At 69.2% G+C, this 17886-nt stretch carries 14 protein-coding genes; 9 read left to right on the top strand and 5 right to left on the bottom strand.

The features are described 5' to 3' along the window. Positions 1–10 precede the first annotated feature (10 nt). Positions 11–1210, top strand: coding sequence for an SseB family protein (locus tag DTO57_RS09885; protein ID WP_114118068.1), 1200 nt, complete (start codon positions 11–13; stop codon positions 1208–1210). A gap of 54 nt (positions 1211–1264) precedes the next feature. Here DTO57_RS09885 and DTO57_RS09880 read toward each other — a convergent pair whose 3' ends face one another. The 5 genes from DTO57_RS09880 to efeU form a co-directional block, all read right to left on the bottom strand. Further along, positions 1265–3130: a glycoside hydrolase family 127 protein gene (locus DTO57_RS09880; protein WP_229730386.1), complete on the bottom strand. Its 1866-nt coding sequence runs from the start codon at positions 3128–3130 to the stop codon at positions 1265–1267. Between the two features lie 130 nt (positions 3131–3260). Continuing rightward, positions 3261–4490 (bottom strand): acyl-CoA dehydrogenase family protein, encoded by a 1230-nt coding sequence (locus tag DTO57_RS09875; RefSeq protein ID WP_114118066.1) that lies wholly within the window; start codon positions 4488–4490, stop codon positions 3261–3263. A 75-nt stretch (positions 4491–4565) separates the two neighbouring features. Beyond that, positions 4566–5798 carry an iron uptake transporter deferrochelatase/peroxidase subunit gene (efeB, locus tag DTO57_RS09870; RefSeq protein ID WP_114118065.1) on the bottom strand — a complete coding sequence of 411 codons (1233 nt, stop codon included), beginning with the start codon at positions 5796–5798 and terminating at the stop codon, positions 4566–4568. Next, positions 5798–7021 carry an iron uptake system protein EfeO gene (gene efeO / locus DTO57_RS09865; protein ID WP_114118064.1) on the bottom strand — a complete coding sequence of 408 codons (1224 nt, stop codon included), beginning with the start codon at positions 7019–7021 and terminating at the stop codon, positions 5798–5800. Before efeO ends, efeB begins: the two co-directional genes overlap by 1 nt. Continuing rightward, entirely contained in the window at positions 7018–7923 is a 906-nt protein-coding gene (gene efeU, locus DTO57_RS09860; RefSeq protein WP_114118063.1) for an iron uptake transporter permease EfeU, read from the bottom strand. The genes efeO and efeU overlap by 4 nt, the downstream gene beginning before the upstream one ends. Before the next feature lie 134 nt (positions 7924–8057). Here efeU and DTO57_RS14390 point away from each other — a divergent pair, with 134 nt between their 5' ends. From DTO57_RS14390 to DTO57_RS09825, 8 genes are all read left to right on the top strand, one after another. Then, complete coding sequence (locus DTO57_RS14390; protein WP_162785732.1) at positions 8058–8231, top strand: hypothetical protein; 174 nt, start codon at positions 8058–8060, stop codon at positions 8229–8231. Between the two features lie 159 nt (positions 8232–8390). Further along, the gene (sucC, locus tag DTO57_RS09855; protein WP_114118062.1) at positions 8391–9557 is read left to right on the top strand and encodes an ADP-forming succinate--CoA ligase subunit beta; all 1167 of its coding nucleotides are present in this window, start codon (positions 8391–8393) and stop codon (positions 9555–9557) included. Between the two features lie 18 nt (positions 9558–9575). Beyond that, on the top strand, positions 9576–10478 hold the full coding sequence (gene sucD, locus DTO57_RS09850) for a succinate--CoA ligase subunit alpha (RefSeq protein WP_114118061.1): 903 nt from the start codon (positions 9576–9578) through the stop codon (positions 10476–10478). A gap of 106 nt (positions 10479–10584) precedes the next feature. Further along, positions 10585–11844 carry a cell division protein PerM gene (locus DTO57_RS09845; RefSeq protein WP_114118060.1) on the top strand — a complete coding sequence of 420 codons (1260 nt, stop codon included), beginning with the start codon at positions 10585–10587 and terminating at the stop codon, positions 11842–11844. Positions 11845–11860: 16 nt separating this feature from the next. Continuing rightward, positions 11861–12442: a phosphoribosylglycinamide formyltransferase gene (gene purN / locus DTO57_RS09840; RefSeq protein WP_114118059.1), complete on the top strand. Its 582-nt coding sequence runs from the start codon at positions 11861–11863 to the stop codon at positions 12440–12442. A gap of 39 nt (positions 12443–12481) precedes the next feature. Next, a complete protein-coding gene (gene purH / locus DTO57_RS09835) occupies positions 12482–14089 on the top strand; it encodes a bifunctional phosphoribosylaminoimidazolecarboxamide formyltransferase/IMP cyclohydrolase (protein WP_114118058.1) in 1608 nt (535 codons plus the stop codon). Positions 14090–14181: 92 nt separating this feature from the next. Further along, positions 14182–16044, top strand: a complete 1863-nt coding sequence (locus DTO57_RS09830; protein WP_114118057.1) for an ABC transporter ATP-binding protein — start codon at positions 14182–14184, stop codon at positions 16042–16044. Further along, on the top strand, positions 16041–17855 hold the full coding sequence (locus DTO57_RS09825) for an ABC transporter ATP-binding protein (RefSeq protein ID WP_114118056.1): 1815 nt from the start codon (positions 16041–16043) through the stop codon (positions 17853–17855). Before DTO57_RS09830 ends, DTO57_RS09825 begins: the two co-directional genes overlap by 4 nt. The last annotated feature ends 31 nt before the right edge of the window (positions 17856–17886 follow it).

Here is a 17886-nt window from a genome sequence, read left to right as displayed (position 1 = left end):
CCTGGAACACATGGGTCTGTTCTCGCGTAAGAAGAAGTCCGAGAGCTCGAAGGAAGAGCTTGTCGACAACACCGGCGTCGCCGAAGAGGTGACGCCCGAGCCTTCTCACGACGCCCCGGAGGCGCCTGCGGAGCAGGCGATGGGCGTAAACATCTCATTCTCGGCGTTCCAGGGCGTCGGCGCGAACTCCGGCCCCGAGGTGCTGTCGCCCGAGGACGAGCTGGCCGAGCGCAAGAAGCGCGCGGAGGAGCTCGCGACCGCGGGCCCCGACGCGTTCACGCGCCCGAAGGAACAGCCCGCTCCGCAGCCCGCCCCCACGCCCCAGCCGGTCGCCGTCCGCGAGCTCCCGCTCGCGCCCGCCGCCCCGCCCGCGGTTCTCGAGACGATCAAGGGCCTGCGCGACAACGCGGTGCTTCGCGACGCCCTCGCCTCGATGCCCGAGAAGCCGTCACCCGCCCAGCTACTGGGCGTCGCCCGCCAGCTCATGCAGGGCCACCTCTTCCTGCGCGTCGCGGGCGATGTGCGCGAGCAGGTCGACGAGAACGGCAAAGCGACCCTGCAGTACGGCGTCGCCACGGCCGGCGAGAAGAACTACATGCTCGTCTACAGCTCGGGCAAGGCGCTCAGCGAGGCCGTGAAGGCCGACGGCAACGAGAAGACGTCGGCGGTCGCGCAGCCCGTGACGATGATCCTCAACCACATGATCGAGCGCGGCTTCGACGGCATCATCGTCGACGGTGCCTCGGGGCAGTCGCGCATCGTCCTGCCGCGCGAGGTCATCGAGCGTGCGCACAAGCAGGCCGACCCGCGCATGCGCGTGAAGTCGGCGCTCGCGCAGCCGCGCGACGCCGAGACGCCGAAGCGCATCGCGAAGATCCTCGCGGAGCAGCCGCCGCTGTGGGTCGCTGTCGGATCCTCGCCGCAGAGCGAGGAGGGCGAGCAGAAGATGGGCATCGCCGAGGCGCGTCTCGTCGACGGTACCCGCCTGCTGCAGGTCTACTCGCACCCGCTCGAGATCGTCGCGCAGGGCCGCACCGAGCGCGCCATGCCGTTCGGCGCCGACAAGATCGCGAAGGTGCTGAAGGACCACGAAGACGTCGGCGGCATCCTGATCGACCCCGCGGGCCCGCTCATGACCCTGACCCGCGAAGAGCTCGAGCCGATCATGGCGCTCGCCGACCAGGCCCCGGCCGACACCGACGAGGCGTAATTCCACGAAAAAACGGCATGGCACCCACGCAGGTGCCATGCCGTTTTTGCGCGCCTACGCGGTCGGGATCCACACCCGCATGCGTGAGGGGCCGCGCCGCGCCCACCCGTGATAGCGCACGAGCCGCACGTCCCGCTCGCCCGAGGCCGGCGCCGCCGCCGCCGCACTGTCGTAAGGCCACGCGCCCTCGCGGCGGGGAGCGGCGGACGCGCGCACGGTGACTGTGTCGCCGTCCCAGCGCGCCTCGCCGGTGAGGCGTAGGTCTTCGAACGCGAGGTCGCCCGGCAGATCGACCGACTCGAGCGCGTACACCTCGGGCCCGCGCTCGATCGCGACGGTGCCGCGGATCGCGTCGATGCGCTCGTCGGGGTGCGTCACCCGCACCTCGAGCGGTAGGTCGAGCACGAGCGACTCGCCGTCGGCGAGCGGCACCGGATCCGTGTACCCGCCGGCCGCGACGGCGGCCGTCTCGCCGCCGCTCGTGAGCGTCGCGCCCTCGGCCCACGCGGGCACGCGGAGCGCGACGCTCGCGTCGCCCGTCGCGGTGATGGTCACCCGGCCGTCGTCGGGATATGCGGTCGTCATCTCGATCCGCGCGCCGCCCGCCTCGATCGTCGCGCTCGCGAATTGGTGGATCTGCACCGCGGATCCGGATGCCGTCGCGAGGTACGAGCCGAGGCTCGCGAGGGTGCGCGCGAGGTTCGGCGGGCAGCACGACACGACGAACCACGCCTGGCGGCCGGCCGCGCCGCCGCGGATGGCGACGCCCTCGTCGCTCAGGGCGGGGGATCCGTGCTCGGTGCGCTGGTGCAGGGTGTTGGCATAGAAGAACGCCGTGCCCTCGTCCGACGGCGCGGTCGCGACGACGTTGTAGAGCGTGCGCTCGATGAGGTCGGCGTACTTCGCCTCGCCCGTCGCGAGGAGCAGCCGCCAGCTGAACATGATCGAGGCGATGCCGGCGCAGGTCTCGCAGTACGAGCGGTCGGGCGGCAGCACGAAGTCGTCGCCGAAGGCCTCGTCCATGTGGTGCGAGCCCATGCCGCCGGTGATGTAGGTGCGCCGCGCGACGGTGTTGTCCCACTGCTCGCGCAGCACGTCGAGCAGCTCGTCGTCGCCCGTCTCGACCGCGACATCGACGGCGCCGGCGGCGAGGTAGAGGGCGCGCACGGCGTGGCCGCGCAGCACGGTCGCGGCGCGCACGGGCATGTCGTCCTGCCAGTACGCGGTGCCGAACTCGTGCAGCCCGAGGGTTCCGGTGCCGCGGCGATCCACGAATAGCTTCGCCTGGCGCAGGTATCGCTCGTCGCCCGTCTCGCGGAACAGCTCGACGAGGGCCGGCTCGATCTCGGGGTGCCCGCAGATGCGGTTCATCCCGTCGTCGCCAAACATCACGCACACGTGGTCGGCCACGCGCCGCGCGATCGCGAGAAAGCGGTCGGATCCGGTGGCCCGGTGGTGCGCGACGGCCGCCTGGATGAGGTGGCCGAAACAGTAGAGCTCGTGGCCCCACTGCAGATCCGAGAACCGGGGCTGCTGCCAGGGACGCCCGAAGAGCGTGTGCAGGTACCCGTCCGGATCCTGCGCGCCCGCGAGCGCCGACAGCAACCGGTCGAGGATCTCGTCGTTGTCGTTGCGCCCTCGAGCCGCGTCCCACGAGATGGCCTCGATGAGCTTGTGGATCTCGGAGTCGGCGAACTGCGCCCCGCGGTGCTCGTATCGGGCGTCGCCCGCGGCATCGCGGAAGTTGTCGACCCAGCCGAGCTTCTCCATCCAGCCGACGGCGTGCGGGATGATGGCGCGGGTATTGAGCTCCTGGCGGTGCCCCCAAAATCCGTCGCCGAGGGTGACGGCGGTGACGGGGAGCGCGGTGAGCGCGGCGGTCGAGGGGCACGCCGGTGCGGCGTAGGGGGAGCGGGGCACGAAAACTCCTTCGTTGGTCATGCAGGCTCGGTTCTCCCGACGCTAGCGAAGCGCTTCGAGAATGGCAACGAAAAACGTTCTGTCACGCAAAAGGCCGGCGGCATCGCTGCCGCCGGCCTTCCTGTTATTGCTACGCGAACGCGCCGACGCCGGTGATGTCGCGGCCGATCAGCAACGCCTGCACCGATTCGGTGCCCTCGTAGGTGTGGATCGCCTCGATGTCGACGAGGTGGGTGATGACGCGGTTCTCGAGCAGGATGCCGTTGCCGCCGAGCAGGTCGCGCGCCTCGCGGGCGATGTCGCGGGCCGCGCGCGTGTTGGTGTACTTCGCGAGCGAGGCCTGCGTCGGTCGCAGCTTGCCGGCCGACTCGAGGTCGGCCAGGCGACGGCAGTAGAGCTGCATGCCGGTGAGCTGCGACAGCATGCGGGTCAGCCGCTCCTGCACCAGCTGGAACCCGGCGAGCGGCTTGCCGAACTGGATCCGCTCGCTCGCGTACTGCAGCGCGGCCTCGTAGCAGGCGGTCGCGTGTCCGAGCGCCGACCACGCGACACCGGAGCGGGTGGCATAGAGCACCCGCGAGGTGTCCTTGAACGAGTGGGCGCCGGGGAGGCGGTTCGCGAGCGGCACGCGCACGCCGTTCAGCTGGATGTGTGCCTGGTGGATCGCGCGGAGCGAGACCTTGCCCTGGATCACCTCGGCGTCGTAGCCCGGCGTGTCCTGCGGAACGAGGAAGCAGCCGACCTTGCCGTGGTCGTCGTCTGATGGGTCGTCGACGCGCGCCCACACGAAGGTGATGCCACCGGACGCGCCGTTGCCGATCCACTTCTTGCCGCCGCGCAGCACCCACTCGTCGCCGTCGCGGCTCGCGGTCGTCTCGAGGCTCGTCGAGTCGCTGCCGTGGATGGGCTCCGTGAGGGCGAAGGATCCGGCGACCTCGCCGGAGTCGAGCTTCGCGAGCCAGGCGTCCTTCTGCTCGTCGGATCCGAAGAGCGCGAGCGTGCGCAGCGCGAGCCCGCCCTGCACCGCGAGCACCGTGCCGAGGGATCCGTCGCCGCGCGACAGCTCCATGTTGACGAGGCCCGCGGCGAGCGGGGAGAGGGGGGTCAGCTCGGGGTGGTCGATGCCGTCGGCCATGACGTCGTGACGACCGAGCGAGGCGAGGACCTTCTCGTGGGGGTACGACGCCGTCTCCCATGCGTCGTAGAGGTCGCCTGCGACCTCGCCGACGACGGTGCGGGCGCGGCGCCACGCGTCGCGATCGGGGCCGTCGATGTCATCGAACACGCCGTAGTAGTCGGTGTCGAGCGGGTCGAGAATGTCGTAGGAATCCGTGCGATCGCCGGGCAGGGAAGTGGTCATGTCGCCACGCTAGGCGGCGCTGTGCGACGGGCAAAAGAAACTTGTGCCCTGTCCACAGCACCGCTCCCGGCGAGGCTATTCGAACAGGCCCGCGCCGACGAACGAGCCGGTCTTCGCACCCGGCGGGATCGCCCAGATCCCGGATCCGGTGTGCCGGATGTACTCGTTCATCGCGTCGCGAGCGAGCGACTTCTGCAGCGTGATGAAGTGCTGCGGGTCGCGCTGATACGACAGGAAGAACAGCCCTGCCGACAGCTGGCCGAGCTCGTCGTTGCCGTCGACGTAGTTGTACCCGCGGCGCAGGATCCGCACGCCGTCGTTCTGCTCCGCGTGCGCGAGCCGCACGTGCGAGTCGGCCGGGATCTCGGATCCGGAAAAGTCCGGATCCGTGAACTCGTCGCCGCCCGAGAGCGGCGCGCCCTCGCCCTTCGAGCGCCCGAAGATGCGCTCCTGCTCGGAGAGCCGCACGCGGTCCCACGTCTCGATGCGCATCGCGATGCGGCGCGCGACGAGGAAGGATCCGTCGGCGAGCCAGCCGTCGCTTGACCATACGTGATCGGTCAGTGCCGCGTCGTCGTCGGCGAGGATGTTCGCCGTGCCGTCCTTGAACCCGAAGAGGTTGCGCGGCGTCTGCTGCTCGGAGGAGGTGCGCGAGGTGCGACCGAAGCCGAGCTGCGACCAGCGCAGGACCGCGCGGCCGAAGGCGATGCGGGTGAGGTTTCGGATCGCGTGGACCGCGACCTGCGGGTCGTCGGCGCAGGCCTGGATGCAGAGATCGCCGTCGCTCTTCTTGAGGTCGAGGTCGTCGCCGAGGAACGCCGGAAGGGTCTCGAGGCCGTCGGGACGCTGGTTCTCCAGCCCGAAGCGGTCGTCGAAGAGGCCGGGGCCGAAACCAAACGTGATGGTGAGCGAGCTCGCGGGCAACCCGAGCGCCTCGCCGGTGTCGTCCGGCGGCGCCTCCGGGGATCCGCCGACCGCGCCCGTCGCCGACGTGTCGAGGCCCTGCGTCATGCGCGACGCCGCATATGACCAGTCTTGGAGGAGCTCGATGAGGTCGGCGCGCGTCGCGTCCTTCGCCATGTCGAAGGCGGCGAAGTGCAGGTGATCCTGCACCGGCGTCGTGATTCCGGCCTGGTGGGCGCCGAAGAAGTCGTAGGTCGCGGCCGAGGAGGAGCCGGAACGGGTGGCGGCGAGCGTGCCCAGCACGCCACCGCCGATTCCGACCGCGAGGCCGGCCGCGCCGACGAGCCCGAACAGGCCGCGCCGGGAAAGTCCCGACGCGGCCTGAGGCTCGGAAGGAGTTGTCATCACTCCAGGATCGTAGCCGTGAGCTGCGAGAGCGGCTCTGCCAGCGTGTTGATGTCGTCGGTCAGCACGCGGCGGTCGTCGTCGGTGAGCTCCGAGTACGTCACGAAGCCGTCCTCGAGCGAGCCGTAGGTCGCGACGTCGGCCTTGAGGGCCGCGTAGCCATCCTCGATCTCGGTGGCGAGGGCCTTGCCCTCGTCGGTGCGGGCCGCGAGGTCGGCGACGAGCGAGTACGCCATCTCGCTCCCCTCGACGTTGGCCGCGAAGTCCCACATGTCGGTTCCCGACCACCAGTCTTCCTCGCCGGTGATCTTGCCGTTCGCGACCTCGTCGAGCAGGCCGATCGCGCCGTTCGAGATGCCCGCGGCACCCTGGTCGTCGAGCGCCGACTGGAAATCGTCGGAGTGCACGTAGTCGTACAGCTCCTGCACGTCGTCGACGAGAAGCTGCGCGAAATCGGCGCGCTGCTCATCGGTCGAGGGCTCCCAGTCCTGCCAGGCCGACGAGTCGTCGGAGTTCAGGGCGTCCTTCGCCGGCTCCCAGAGATCCTTCTCGATGCGGTGGAAGCCGGTCCAGTCGAGGCCCTCCGCAACGGCGTCGACCTCGCGGTAGTCGATGCGCGGGTCGAGGTCGCCGAGCGACTCGGCGACGGGCTCGATGCGCTCGTAGAAGGCGCGAACGTTCGGGAACTGCTCGCGCGCCGACTCGTCGTCGCCCGCCACGTACGCGTCGGTGAGCTCCTTGACGGCGGGCACGAGGCTGCCGACCTGGTCCTTCACGAAGCCCGCGTAGAGGTCGACGGCCTGCTGCTTGAGCTCGGCGTCGGGGCCATCGACCTCGACGGCGTCGCCCGTCACGCTGAAGGCCGCGCGGCCCACGCCGCTGCCAACCATGCCCGGCTTGCAGAGCGTGTAGTAGTTGCCCGGCTGCGCCGTGACGGTGAGCGAGCGCGACGCGCCGGGCGCGATGTTCTCGACCTCGCCGACGATGCGCAGGCCGTCCTCCGCGAGCAGGTAGAACTCCGTCACCTCGGATCCGCTGTTCGTGATGTCGAACGCGACGGTGCCGCTCGTGGCCTCCGCCGCGGCGACGGCACACGTGCTGTCGGTCGCGTCGACCGTGAGGGCGTCGGCCTTCGTGGCGGCGTCGTTGGCGACGCAGCCCGACAGGGCGAGCGCGGCGAGACCCGTGACGGCGACGGCCGTCGTGGCGCGGGTGAGGATCATGCAGGTACTCCTTGCTGTGAGGGGGAGGTTGCGGGGGTGCTGCGCTGCGGGCGGCGCACGCCCCGCCAAAACATGAAGCCGACGATGACGATGTAGAGCGCCCAGGCGATCACCTGGATCCACGACATCTGCGGCGTGAACCCGACGACGGCCTGCAGAAGCGCGGCGACCGTGCTCGTGGGAGGGATCACGGCGCTGACGTCGAAGGCCCAGCCGAAGGGGAACGCGGCCCAGCCGACGACGGTCACGCCGTCGATCGCGGCCGGGGGAGGGCCGGGGATCACGCCGGCCTCCTGCAGATCGTGTAGCGCGTAGGCGAGCACGCCCGCGGCGACGATGACGAGGAAGCCGCCCGTCCACGTAAAGAACTTCGCGAGGTTGAGGCGCACCGCGCCGCGCGCGATGAACCAGCCGACGATCGCCGCGGTCACAAGGCCGATAACCGCGCCCGTGAGCGAGAGCGGGGTGCGCCCGAACGACTGCACCATCGACCAGAGGAGGAGCGTGGTCTCGAGGCCTTCGCGGGCGACCGATACGAAGCCGATCGCGATGAGCGCCCAGACGGTGCCGTTCTCGAGCGCGCGGTCGACGCCCGACTCGAGCGTGTTCTTCATGGTGCGGCCGGCGCGGCGCATCCAGAAGATCATCCACGTGACCATCGCGACGGCGAGGAGCGAGAGCGTGCCGCCGAGGATCTCCTGCGCCTGGAACGAGAGCCCGTACGCGCCGAAGGTCAGGATCGCGCCGAGGCCCAGCGCGAGCACAATCGCGAGGGCGACACCGGCCAGCATGCGCCACACGGCGTCCTTGCGGCCGAGCTGTCGAAGGTATGCGACAAGGATGCCGGCGACGAGCGCGGCCTCGAGCCCCTCGCGGAGCCCGATCAGAAAAGTAGCGAACATCCGGGCCAATTCGTTAGGGGAGGCTTACCTTATGAATATAAACCTTGCGGGGCCCGCCCGTGAACACGACGGGAGTGCGCCGCGGCTCGGGTAGGATGAGAGGAGATTTTTCCGGCTGCGGAGGGCTAATCCACATGATGTTCATCATTTCGCTGATTCTGTTCATCGGCGGTCTCTTCCTGTTCGGCGTCGCGTTCATGGTGACGTCGTTCCAGGGCCTCGTCTTCACGGCCGGCATCATCGCCGTCTGCCTCGCGATGGCGATCCCGATGTTCCGCTCGCAGTGGGGCAAGGAAAAGATTCACTGACCCACGTCACCCGAAGACGGCCCCGGCACTCGCCGGGGCCGTCTTCGCGTTTTCCCTGGCCCGCGGGACGGTAGTAGGCTGATGAGTGGTCGAGTTCTCTCGACATCGAGACGTATTTCCACGCCTCTGCACCCGTTCGCCCACTTAAGGAAAAGCAACGTGGATCTCTATGAGTACCAGGCTCGAGACCTTTTTGAGAAGTACGAGGTGCCGGTGCTCGCCGGCATCGTCGCCGACACCCCCGAGGAGGTGAAGGCAGCGGCTGAGAAGATCGGCGGCGTCGTCGTCGTGAAGGCTCAGGTGAAGACCGGTGGCCGCGGTAAGGCTGGCGGCGTCAAGGTCGCCAAGACCCCCGACGAGGCATACGAGGCTGCCAAGGCCATCCTCGGCCTTGACATCAAGGGCCACGTCGTCAAGCGCGTGATGGTCGCCCAGGGCGCCAACATCGACCGCGAGTTCTACTTCTCGGTTCTGCTTGACCGCGCCAACCGCTCCTACCTCTCGCTCTGCAGCGTCGAGGGCGGCATGGAGATCGAGCAGCTCGCCGTCGAGAAGCCCGAGGCTCTCGCCCGCGTCGAGGTCGACCCGCTGACGGGCATCGACAAGACGAAGGCCGTGGAGATCGCCAAGGCGGCGAACTTCCCGGAGGAGCTCGTCGAGAAGGTCTCCGACGTCTTCGTGAAGCTGTTCGACGTCTACAAGGGTGAGGACGCGACGCTCGTCGAGGTCAACCCGCTCGTCCTCACGGGCGAGGGCGACGTCATCGCCCTCGACGGCAAGGTGTCGCTCGACGACAACGGCTCCGAGGTTCGCCACCCCGAGCACGAAGAGCTCGAAGACAAGGGTGCCGCCGACCCGCTCGAGGCCAAGGCCAAGGCCAGCGGCCTCAACTACGTCAAGCTCGACGGCGAGGTCGGGATCATCGGTAACGGTGCCGGTCTCGTAATGTCGACCCTCGACGTCACCGCCTACGCGGGCGAGAACCACGGCGGCGTGAAGCCCGCCAACTTCCTCGACATCGGTGGCGGCGCGAACGCGCAGGTCATGGCCAGCGGCCTCGACGTCATCCTCGGTGACCCGCAGGTCAAGAGCGTGTTCGTCAACGTCTTCGGTGGCATCACCAGCTGTGTCGCCGTTGCCGAGGGCATCGTGAAGGCTCTCGAGATCCTCGGCGACGCGGCCACCAAGCCGCTCGTCGTGCGCCTCGACGGCAACCAGGTCGAGGAAGGACGCGCGATCCTCGCGGCCGCGAACCACCCGCTCGTGACCCTGGCCGCCGGCATGGACGAGGGCGCCGACAAGGCCGCCGAACTGGCCAACGCCTGAGATAAGGACAGCAGAGAAATGTCGATTTACCTCAACAAGGACTCGAAGGTCATCGTCCAGGGCATCACCGGTGGCGAGGGCACGAAGCACACCGCGCTGATGCTCAAGGCGGGCACGAACGTCGTTGGTGGCGTCAACGCGCGCAAGGCCGGCACGACCGTCACGCACGACAAGCCCGGCACGGGCGAGGTCGAGCTCCCCGTCTTCGGCACGGTTGCCGAGGCCATGGAGAAGGAGGGCGCCAACGTTTCGGTCGCCTTCGTTCCGCCGAAGTTCACCAAGGACGCGATGATCGAGGCGATTGACGCCGAGATCCCGCTGCTCGTGGTCATCACCGAGGGTGTGCCGGTTGGCGACGCCGCCGAGGCTTGGGCTTACGCCAAGTCGAAGGGCAACAAGACCCGCATCATCGGCCCGAACTGCCCCGGCATCATCACGCCGGGCGAGGCGCTCGCGGGCATCACGCCGGCGAACATCACGGGCAAGGGCCCGATCGGCCTCGTCTCGAAGTCGGGCACGCTCACCTACCAGATGATGTTCGAACTGAACGACTTCGGCTTCTCGACCGCCATCGGCATCGGCGGCGACCCGGTCATCGGCACGACGCACATCGACGCGCTCGAGGCGTTCGAGAACGACCCCGAGACCAAGGCCATCGTCATGATCGGTGAGATCGGTGGCGACGCTGAGGAGCGCGCGGCCGAGTACATCAAGGCCAACGTCACGAAGCCGGTCGTCGGCTACGTCGCGGGCTTCACGGCGCCCGAGGGCAAGACCATGGGCCACGCCGGCGCCATCGTGTCGGGCTCGGCCGGTACCGCCGCCGCGAAGAAGGAGGCCCTCGAGGCCGCGGGCGTGAAGGTCGGCAAGACGCCGAGCGAGACCGCCCAGCTCATGCGCGAGATCCTGAAGTCGCTCTAACGAGCTTCCGGTTCATCAGAACGCCCCGGTATGTGTACCGGGGCGTTCTGGCTTTCGCCGCGTTCTTCGTTAATCGCAATGGTCCGCGGGGTAGTGTCGAAAGCCTATGAAACCCATCACGGTCGCCGCCCTTGCCGCTCTGGATGCGCTGGTCGCAGCCGCGGTGGGGCTGGTCGGAATCCTCGCGCCGTTGACGATCGTTTGGCTCGTGCTCTTCGGCGACGTCGACGCGTGGGGAGCGCTCTGGCCGGCGTCGGTGCGTATCTGGCAGCTCGGGCACCTCGTGCCCGTGCACATCGACGTCACCGACGTCGCGGCCGACCTCAACATCGCCGACGACGGCGCGAGCTTCTGGCTGGGCCTTCCGCCGCTGCTCTTCGGCGCCTTCACGCTGCTGTTCGCGGTGCGCTCCGGCCGCCGCGCCGTGAGCTCCGAGAAGCCGTGGCTGGCGCTCGGCGCCGCCACGATCGTGCTGGCGGGCATCGCCGTGGCGGCGCACCTCACGAGCGATAACTCCGTAGCCACGGCGTCGACGTGGCAGGGCATCGCCTTCCCCGTGCTGGTCTATGCGATCGGCATGCTCGGCGGCATCGTCCACGATGCCTGGAACGACGGCGACGGCGGCCCGATCGACATCGTGCACGACTACGTCGACGGCTGGGGCCCCGCGTGGCGCGAGATCCCCGCCCTCGTGCTGCGCGGATCCGGCGTCGTCGTGGTCGGCCTTGCGGGCGCCGCGGGGCTGCTCTTCGCGGGCCTCGTCGCCTTCAACGGCGACGACATCATCGCGCTGTACGAGGTCGCGCAGGCCGACGCCGTCGGCGCGACCGTGATCACCTTCGGGCAGCTGGCGTTCGTGCCCACGATCCTCGTCTGGCTGGGCAGCTGGCTCGCGGGCCCCGGCTTCGCGATCGGCACCGGCACGGCGGTCTCGCCGTCGGGGACGAGCCTCGGCGTCGTCCCCGGGATCCCGATCTTCGGGATCCTGCCCGACGGATCCAGCGGCTGGATGCTGCTCTCGGCCCTCGCGCCCGTGGCGCTCGGCGCCTTCGGCGGCTGGATCGTGCGCCGCACCTACGCGCGCGACTGGGCCTTCGACGGCGACGGATCCGAGCCCTACGCGCCGCGCGCCGCGATCGCGGCGGGCATCGCGATCTGCTCGGGCGCGGCGTGGGCGCTGCTCGCGGCCGCCGCCAGCGGATCCATCGGCCCCGGCCGGCTCGCCGACGTCGGCGCCGACCCGCTCGCGGTCGGGATCACGGTGGGCCTCGAGGCGCTCGTCGGCGCGGGGATCCTGATGATCGCGCCCCTGCCGAAGCCCGTGACGGAGGGCGACTGGGACGCCCTCACGGACGACGACGACTGAACGCTAGAATGAACATGTGCTGAACGTCGCCGTCCTGATCTCCGGCGCGGGTTCCAACCTGCGCGCCTTCCTCGAAGCCGCGGCCGATGCCGATTACCCGGCGCGCGTCGTCGCCGTCGGTGCCGACCGCGATGCCGAGGGCCTGCAGCACGCGGCCGACTTCGGGATCCCGTCGTTTTCGGTGCCGTTCCGCGCGTTCGAGTCGCGCGAGGCATGGGGTGAGGAGCTCGCGGCGCAGCTTCGCGCGTGGAACCCCGACCTCATCGTGCTGAGCGGCCTCATGCGCCTGCTACCCGAGAGAGTGGTGAACGAGTTCGCCCCGCGCATCGTCAACACGCACCCCGCCTACCTGCCCGAGTTCCCCGGCGCCCACGGCGTGCGCGACGCGCTCGCGGCCGGCGTCACCGAGACCGGCGCGAGCGTCATCGTCGTTGACGGCGGCGTCGACACCGGCCCCATCGTCGCGCAGGAGCGCGTGCCCGTCGAGCCCGGCGATACCGAGGCCACGCTTCACGACCGCATCAAGCCCGTCGAGCGCCGCCTGCTCATCGACGTCGTTCGCCGCATCGCGACCGGCGAGCTCGAGCTCGGTCAATAAACCTTCCCGATCCACCTCCCTCACACCCAAGGAGACACCATGGCCGGCCCGAGCCACGACCCCTCGCTGTACCGCGACCGCGACATTGTCCCGATCAAGCGTGCTCTCGTTTCGGTCAGCGACAAGACCGACCTGCTGCCGCTGGCGCAGGCGCTCGCCGATGCCGGTGTCGAGATCGTCTCGACCGGTTCGACGGCCGCACGGATCCGCGAGGGCGGTCACGAGGTGACCGACGTCGCCGACATCACCGGCTTCCCGGAGATGCTCGACGGCCGCGTGAAGACGCTCCACCCGAACGTGCACGGCGGTCTCCTCGCAGACCTCCGCCTCGAGCACCACGAGACCCAGCTGGGTGAGTTCGGCATCGCGCCGTTCGAGCTCGTCATCGTGAACCTCTACCCGTTCGTCGAGACGGTCGCCTCGGGCGCCGCCGCGAACGAGGTCGTCGAGCAGATCGACATCGGCGGCCCCGCCATGGTCCGCGCCTCGGCGAAGAACCACGCCAACGTCGCGATCGTCGTCGACCCCTCGTCGTACCCAGCCATCATCGAGGCCGTGAAGACGGGCGGCACGACGCTGCAGACCCGCAAGGAGCTCGCCGCTCGCGCCTTCGCCCACACCGCGTCGTACGACACGGCCGTCGCGCAGTGGTTCGCGGAAGAGACGATGCAGGGCACCGAGACGCTGCCCGAGCACCTGACGATCCAGGCCGAGAAGATCGAAGACCTCCGCTACGGCGAGAACTCGCACCAGCGCGCCGCGATCTACTCGCGCGTCGGCGGTCACGGCATCGCCCAGGCCGAGCTCCTCCAGGGCAAGCCGATGTCGTTCAACAACTACACCGACGCCGACGCCGCGCTCCGCACAGCGTACGACATGGTGCTCCCGGCCGTCGCCATCATGAAGCACGCGAACCCCTGTGGCCTCGCGATCGCCGACCCGAAGGCCCTCGACCCGATCGCGAGCGCCCACCTGCGCGCCCACGAGTGCGACCCGCTCTCGGCGTTCGGCGGCGTGATCGCGGCGAACCGCACCGTCACGCTCAAGATGGCCGAGAACCTCCGCGACATCTTCACCGAGGTCATCGTGGCGCCCGACTTCGAGCCCGCGGCCCTCGAGGTCTTCAAGGCGAAGAAGAACCTGCGCCTGCTGAAGCTGCCCGCCAACTGGCAGCAGGAGCGCATGGACGTGCGCCTCGTCTCGGGCGGCCTGCTGCTGCAGGATGCCGACCTGTTCCCTGACGACGACTTCGAGTCCGTCGCGAAGAACTGGGAGCTCGTCGCCGGCCCCGAGCCGGAGATCCCCCTCGCCGACCTCGTGTTCGCGTGGAAGAGCTGCCGCGCCGTCAAGTCGAACGCCATCGTGCTCGCGAAGAACATGGCCACCGTCGGCATCGGCATGGGCCAGGTCAACCGCGTCGACTCGTGCCGCCTCGCGGTCGAGCGCGCCGGCGACCGGGTCGAGGGATCCATCGCCGCGTCCGACGCCTTCTTCCCGTTCTCGGACGGCCCCGAGGTGCTCATGGACGCCGGCGTCAAGGTCATCATCCAGCCCGGCGGCTCGGTGCGCGACGAGGAGACCATCGCGCTCGCCAAGGAGCGCGGCGTGACCATGTACTTCACGGGAGAGCGCCACTTCTTCCACTGATCTCGTAGATCGCCCTTGCGACGGCCTTTCAGCTCACACTAAGCTGAAAGGCTGTCGCGTTTCTGCGGCAGGAAATCCCTCTCGAGGCTGAGATGTCTGCTGATACTGAACCCGGCGCGCCCGCGCGCCTTTCCCTGTTTAGGGCGCTTGCGCGCCTGATTCCATACGCACAAAAAGACTTTCCCCGGATCCTGCTCGGAGCGGTCTCGGCGCTGGGCGCCTCGATCGTCGCGTTGCTGATCCCCACCGCCCTCGAATGGATCGTTGACGGACCCATCGCATCCGGCGCGACGCGCGCCGTCGTCTGGGGCGCCCTCGCGGTGCTCGGACTCGGCCTGCTCGAGGCCGGTCTCGTCTGGATGCGCCGGTGGCTGATCCTCGCACCCGCGACGGCCATCGAATACAACCTGCGCCAGAAGTTCTACAACCGCCTGCAGAAGCTACCGATCGAGTTCCACGACCGGTGGCAGGGCGGCCAGCTGCTGAGCCGCATGATGCAGGACCTCAACGTGATTCGCCGCTGGCTCGCCTTCGGCCTCATCATGCTCGTCGTGAACCTGCTGACCGTGATCATCGGCTCGGTCATGCTGTTCCAGTGGCACTGGGCGCTCGGCACGATCTTCGTCGTCTCGGGCATCCCTCTCTGGATCTCGGCGGTACGCTTCGAGCGCACCTACGGCCGCCTGGCCCGCATGAGCCAGGACCAGCAGGGCGACCTCGCGACGAGCGTCGAGCAGAGCGTGCACGGCATCCGCGTGCTGAAGGCCTTCGGCCGCGGCGGCCACGCGCTCAAGAACTTCCGCGAGCAGGCCGAGACCCTGCGCGGCACCGAGATGCGCAAGGCGAGCGCGGTCGCGCGCGTCGACTTCATCCTCGTGCTGATGCCCGAGCTCGCCTTCGCGGTGAGCCTCGCGACGGGCATCTGGCTCGCCTCGCAAGGGCAGCTCGACATCGCTCAGCTGCTCGCGTTCTTCGCGATGGCGACGATTCTGCGTTGGCCGATCGAGTCGATCGGCTTCCTCTTCTCGTTCCTGCTCGACGCGCGCACGGCGACCGACCGCGTGTGGGAGGTGTTCGACTCCGTCGACACCATCACGGATCCGGAAAACCCGGTGTCGATCGCGGATCCGCGGGGCGCGCTCGCGTTCGAGGGCGCGCACTTCCGTTACCAGGACGCGCGCGAGCACGAGAGCGACCTGCTCGACGGCATCGATCTCACCCTGGAACCGGGCGAGACGATGGCGCTCGTCGGCCTCACCGGATCCGGTAAGACGACGCTCACGACCCTTCCGACGCGCCTGTACGACGTGACGGGCGGCCGCGTGACGCTCGACGGCGTCGACGTGCGAGACCTCAAGCTCGTCGAGCTGCGCACCCACATCGCGACGGCGTTCGAGGATGCGACGCTGTTCTCGGCGTCGGTGCGCGAGAACGTGCTGCTCGGCCGCGACGACCTCGACATCGCGTCGGACGAGGCCGAGCGCGTCATGAACGAGGCCCTCGACGTCGCGCAGGCGGCGTTCGTGCACGAGCTGCCGGACGGCGCCGACACCATGATCGGCGAGGAGGGCATGAGCCTCTCCGGAGGCCAGCGCCAGCGCCTTGCGCTCGCGCGCGCGGTCGCGGCGCGGCCCAAGGTCATCGTCATGGATGACCCGCTGTCGGCGCTCGACGTCAACACGGAAGAGAAGGTGCAGGCCGAGCTTCGGCGCGTGCTCGCGGGCACGACGGCGCTCGTCGTCGCGCACCGCCCCTCGACCGTCGCGCTCGCCGACCGCGTCGCCCTGCTGCAGGGCGGCCGCGTCGTCGAGGTCGGCACGCACAGCGAGCTGATGGCGCGCTCAGCCGATTACCGGTCGGTGCTGTCGAGCTTCGAGGACGAGGAGCGGGAAGACAGCGCGCACCGCACGGATCCCACCTCGGCGATCGAGATCATTCAGGAGGCAGACCGATGAGCTCATCGGTGCAGGGCGTGTCGGGCGAAGACCGCCTGAATTACACGAAGGACGAATCGAAGGCGATCCGGCAGCGCTCGCTGCGCCTGCTCGTCTCGATGCTGAAGCCCATGAAGTGGCGCGTCGTGCTGACCGCGATCGTCGTGGTCGCGCAGACGGGCGTGCGCGTTCTGGGCCCGGCGCTCCTGGGCCTCGGCCTGAACTGGGCGCTTCCCGCGGTCCTCGAGAACGACGATTGGGGCCCGACGTGGCTCGTGGCGGGATCCTACGCCGCGACCGCGATCGCGGGCGCCGGGCTGCTGGCCTGGTACGACATGCTCGCGGCGAAGGTCACGCAGACGGTTCTGCTCGACCTGCGCACCCGCGTGTTCCGCCACACCCAGCGCCTCAGCCTCGAGTTCCACGAGACCTACACGTCTGGCCGCATCATCTCGCGCCAGACGAGCGACCTCGACACGATCCGCGAGCTGCTGAACGGCGGCCTCACGCAGCTCGTCAACGGCGTGCTGTACGGCCTCTTCACCCTCATCGCGCTCATGCTGCTCGACTGGCGCTCCGGCGTCGTCGTCGCGCTGACGTTCGTGCCGCTCGCGTTCCTGCTGCGCTGGTTCTACCGCGCCAGCCAGCGGGCCTACCGCGGCACGCGCATCATCAGCGCGCAGGTGATCGTGAAGTTCGTCGAGACGATGACGGGCATCCGCGCCGGCAAGGCGTTCCGCACCGAGCCCGTCAACGAGAAGACCTTCGGCAAGCTGTCGTGGGACTACCGCGAGGCCAACATGAAGGTCATCCGCCTCTTCGGTACCTTCGAGCCCGCCCTTATGGCGATCTCGGCGGTCGCGATCGGCGTCGTGGTGCTCTGGGGCGGCGTGCGCATCACGTGGGGCGAGTTCGCGGTGGGATCCCTGCTCGCGGCCGTGCTCTACGTGCGCAACTTCTTCACGCCGCTGCAGGAGGTGGCGATGTTCGTCAACTCGTTCCAGTCTGCCGCCGCGGCGCTCGAGAAGGTCTCCGGCGTGCTCGAGGAGCAGCCGTCGGTCCCCGAGCCCACCGCCCCTGTCGCGCTGCCGCACGCCCACGGACACCTCGCGTTCGAGGACGTCACGTTCGGCTACGGCGCGGGCAAGACGATCCTGCCGAACTTCGCCCTCGACATCCCCGAGGGACAGACGGTCGCGCTCGTCGGCACGACGGGCGCCGGCAAGTCGACGCTCGCGAAGCTCGTGTCGCGCTTCTACGACCCCTCCGAGGGCCGCGTGGCGCTCGATGGTGTCGACCTGCGCGACCTGTCGCAGGCCGACCTCCGCCGCGCCGTCGTGATGGTGACACAGGAGGCATACCTGTTCAGCGGATCCGTCGCCGACAACATCGCGCTCGGCCGGCCCGACGCGTCGTACGACGAGATCGTCGCCGCGGCGCAGGCCGTCGGCGCGCACGAGTTCATCGAGCAGCTGCCCGACGGCTACGACACCGACGTGAACAAGCGCGGCGGCCGCGTCTCGGCGGGCCAGCGCCAGCTGATCTCGTTCGCGCGCGCGTTCCTCGCGGATCCGTCGGTGCTGATCCTCGACGAGGCGACCGCGTCGCTCGACATCCCGTCGGAGCGGGCGATCCAGAAGGCCTTGCAGACGCTGCTCGCCGATCGCACGGCGATCATCATCGCGCACCGCCTCTCGACCGTCGAGATCGCCGATCGCGTGCTCGTGATGGAGCACGGCCGGATCATCGAGGACGATACGCCCGAGGCCCTCAAGCAGGGCGAGGGCAAGTTCGCCCAGCTGCACCGCGCCTGGCGCGAGTCGCTGGTCTAAGGGCAGAAAAAAGCTGGCGGCGGAGGTTCGA

Source organism: Microbacterium sorbitolivorans, assembly GCF_003327285.1.
In the GTDB taxonomy this organism is placed as follows: Bacteria; Actinomycetota; Actinomycetes; order Actinomycetales; family Microbacteriaceae; genus Microbacterium; species Microbacterium sorbitolivorans.
The sequence above is the reverse complement of the archived record's forward strand: the minus strand, read 5'-3'. Positions and strand labels throughout refer to the sequence as shown.

What these genes read in the sequence shown, in the direction of transcription:
- efeB (WP_114118065.1), bottom strand. Translation starts at nt 5,798, where the DNA reads ATGACAACTCCTTCCGAGCCTCAGGCCGCGTCGGGACTTTCCCGGCGC.
- DTO57_RS09825 (WP_114118056.1), top strand. Translation starts at nt 16,041, where the DNA reads ATGAGCTCATCGGTGCAGGGCGTGTCGGGCGAAGACCGCCTGAATTAC.
- DTO57_RS14390 (WP_162785732.1), top strand. Translation starts at nt 8,058, where the DNA reads ATGATGTTCATCATTTCGCTGATTCTGTTCATCGGCGGTCTCTTCCTG.
- DTO57_RS09885 (WP_114118068.1), top strand. Translation starts at nt 11, where the DNA reads ATGGGTCTGTTCTCGCGTAAGAAGAAGTCCGAGAGCTCGAAGGAAGAG.
- efeU (WP_114118063.1), bottom strand. Translation starts at nt 7,923, where the DNA reads ATGTTCGCTACTTTTCTGATCGGGCTCCGCGAGGGGCTCGAGGCCGCG.
- DTO57_RS09830 (WP_114118057.1), top strand. Translation starts at nt 14,182, where the DNA reads ATGTCTGCTGATACTGAACCCGGCGCGCCCGCGCGCCTTTCCCTGTTT.
- sucD (WP_114118061.1), top strand. Translation starts at nt 9,576, where the DNA reads ATGTCGATTTACCTCAACAAGGACTCGAAGGTCATCGTCCAGGGCATC.
- DTO57_RS09845 (WP_114118060.1), top strand. Translation starts at nt 10,585, where the DNA reads ATGAAACCCATCACGGTCGCCGCCCTTGCCGCTCTGGATGCGCTGGTC.
- purH (WP_114118058.1), top strand. Translation starts at nt 12,482, where the DNA reads ATGGCCGGCCCGAGCCACGACCCCTCGCTGTACCGCGACCGCGACATT.
- efeO (WP_114118064.1), bottom strand. Translation starts at nt 7,021, where the DNA reads ATGATCCTCACCCGCGCCACGACGGCCGTCGCCGTCACGGGTCTCGCC.
- DTO57_RS09875 (WP_114118066.1), bottom strand. Translation starts at nt 4,490, where the DNA reads ATGACCACTTCCCTGCCCGGCGATCGCACGGATTCCTACGACATTCTC.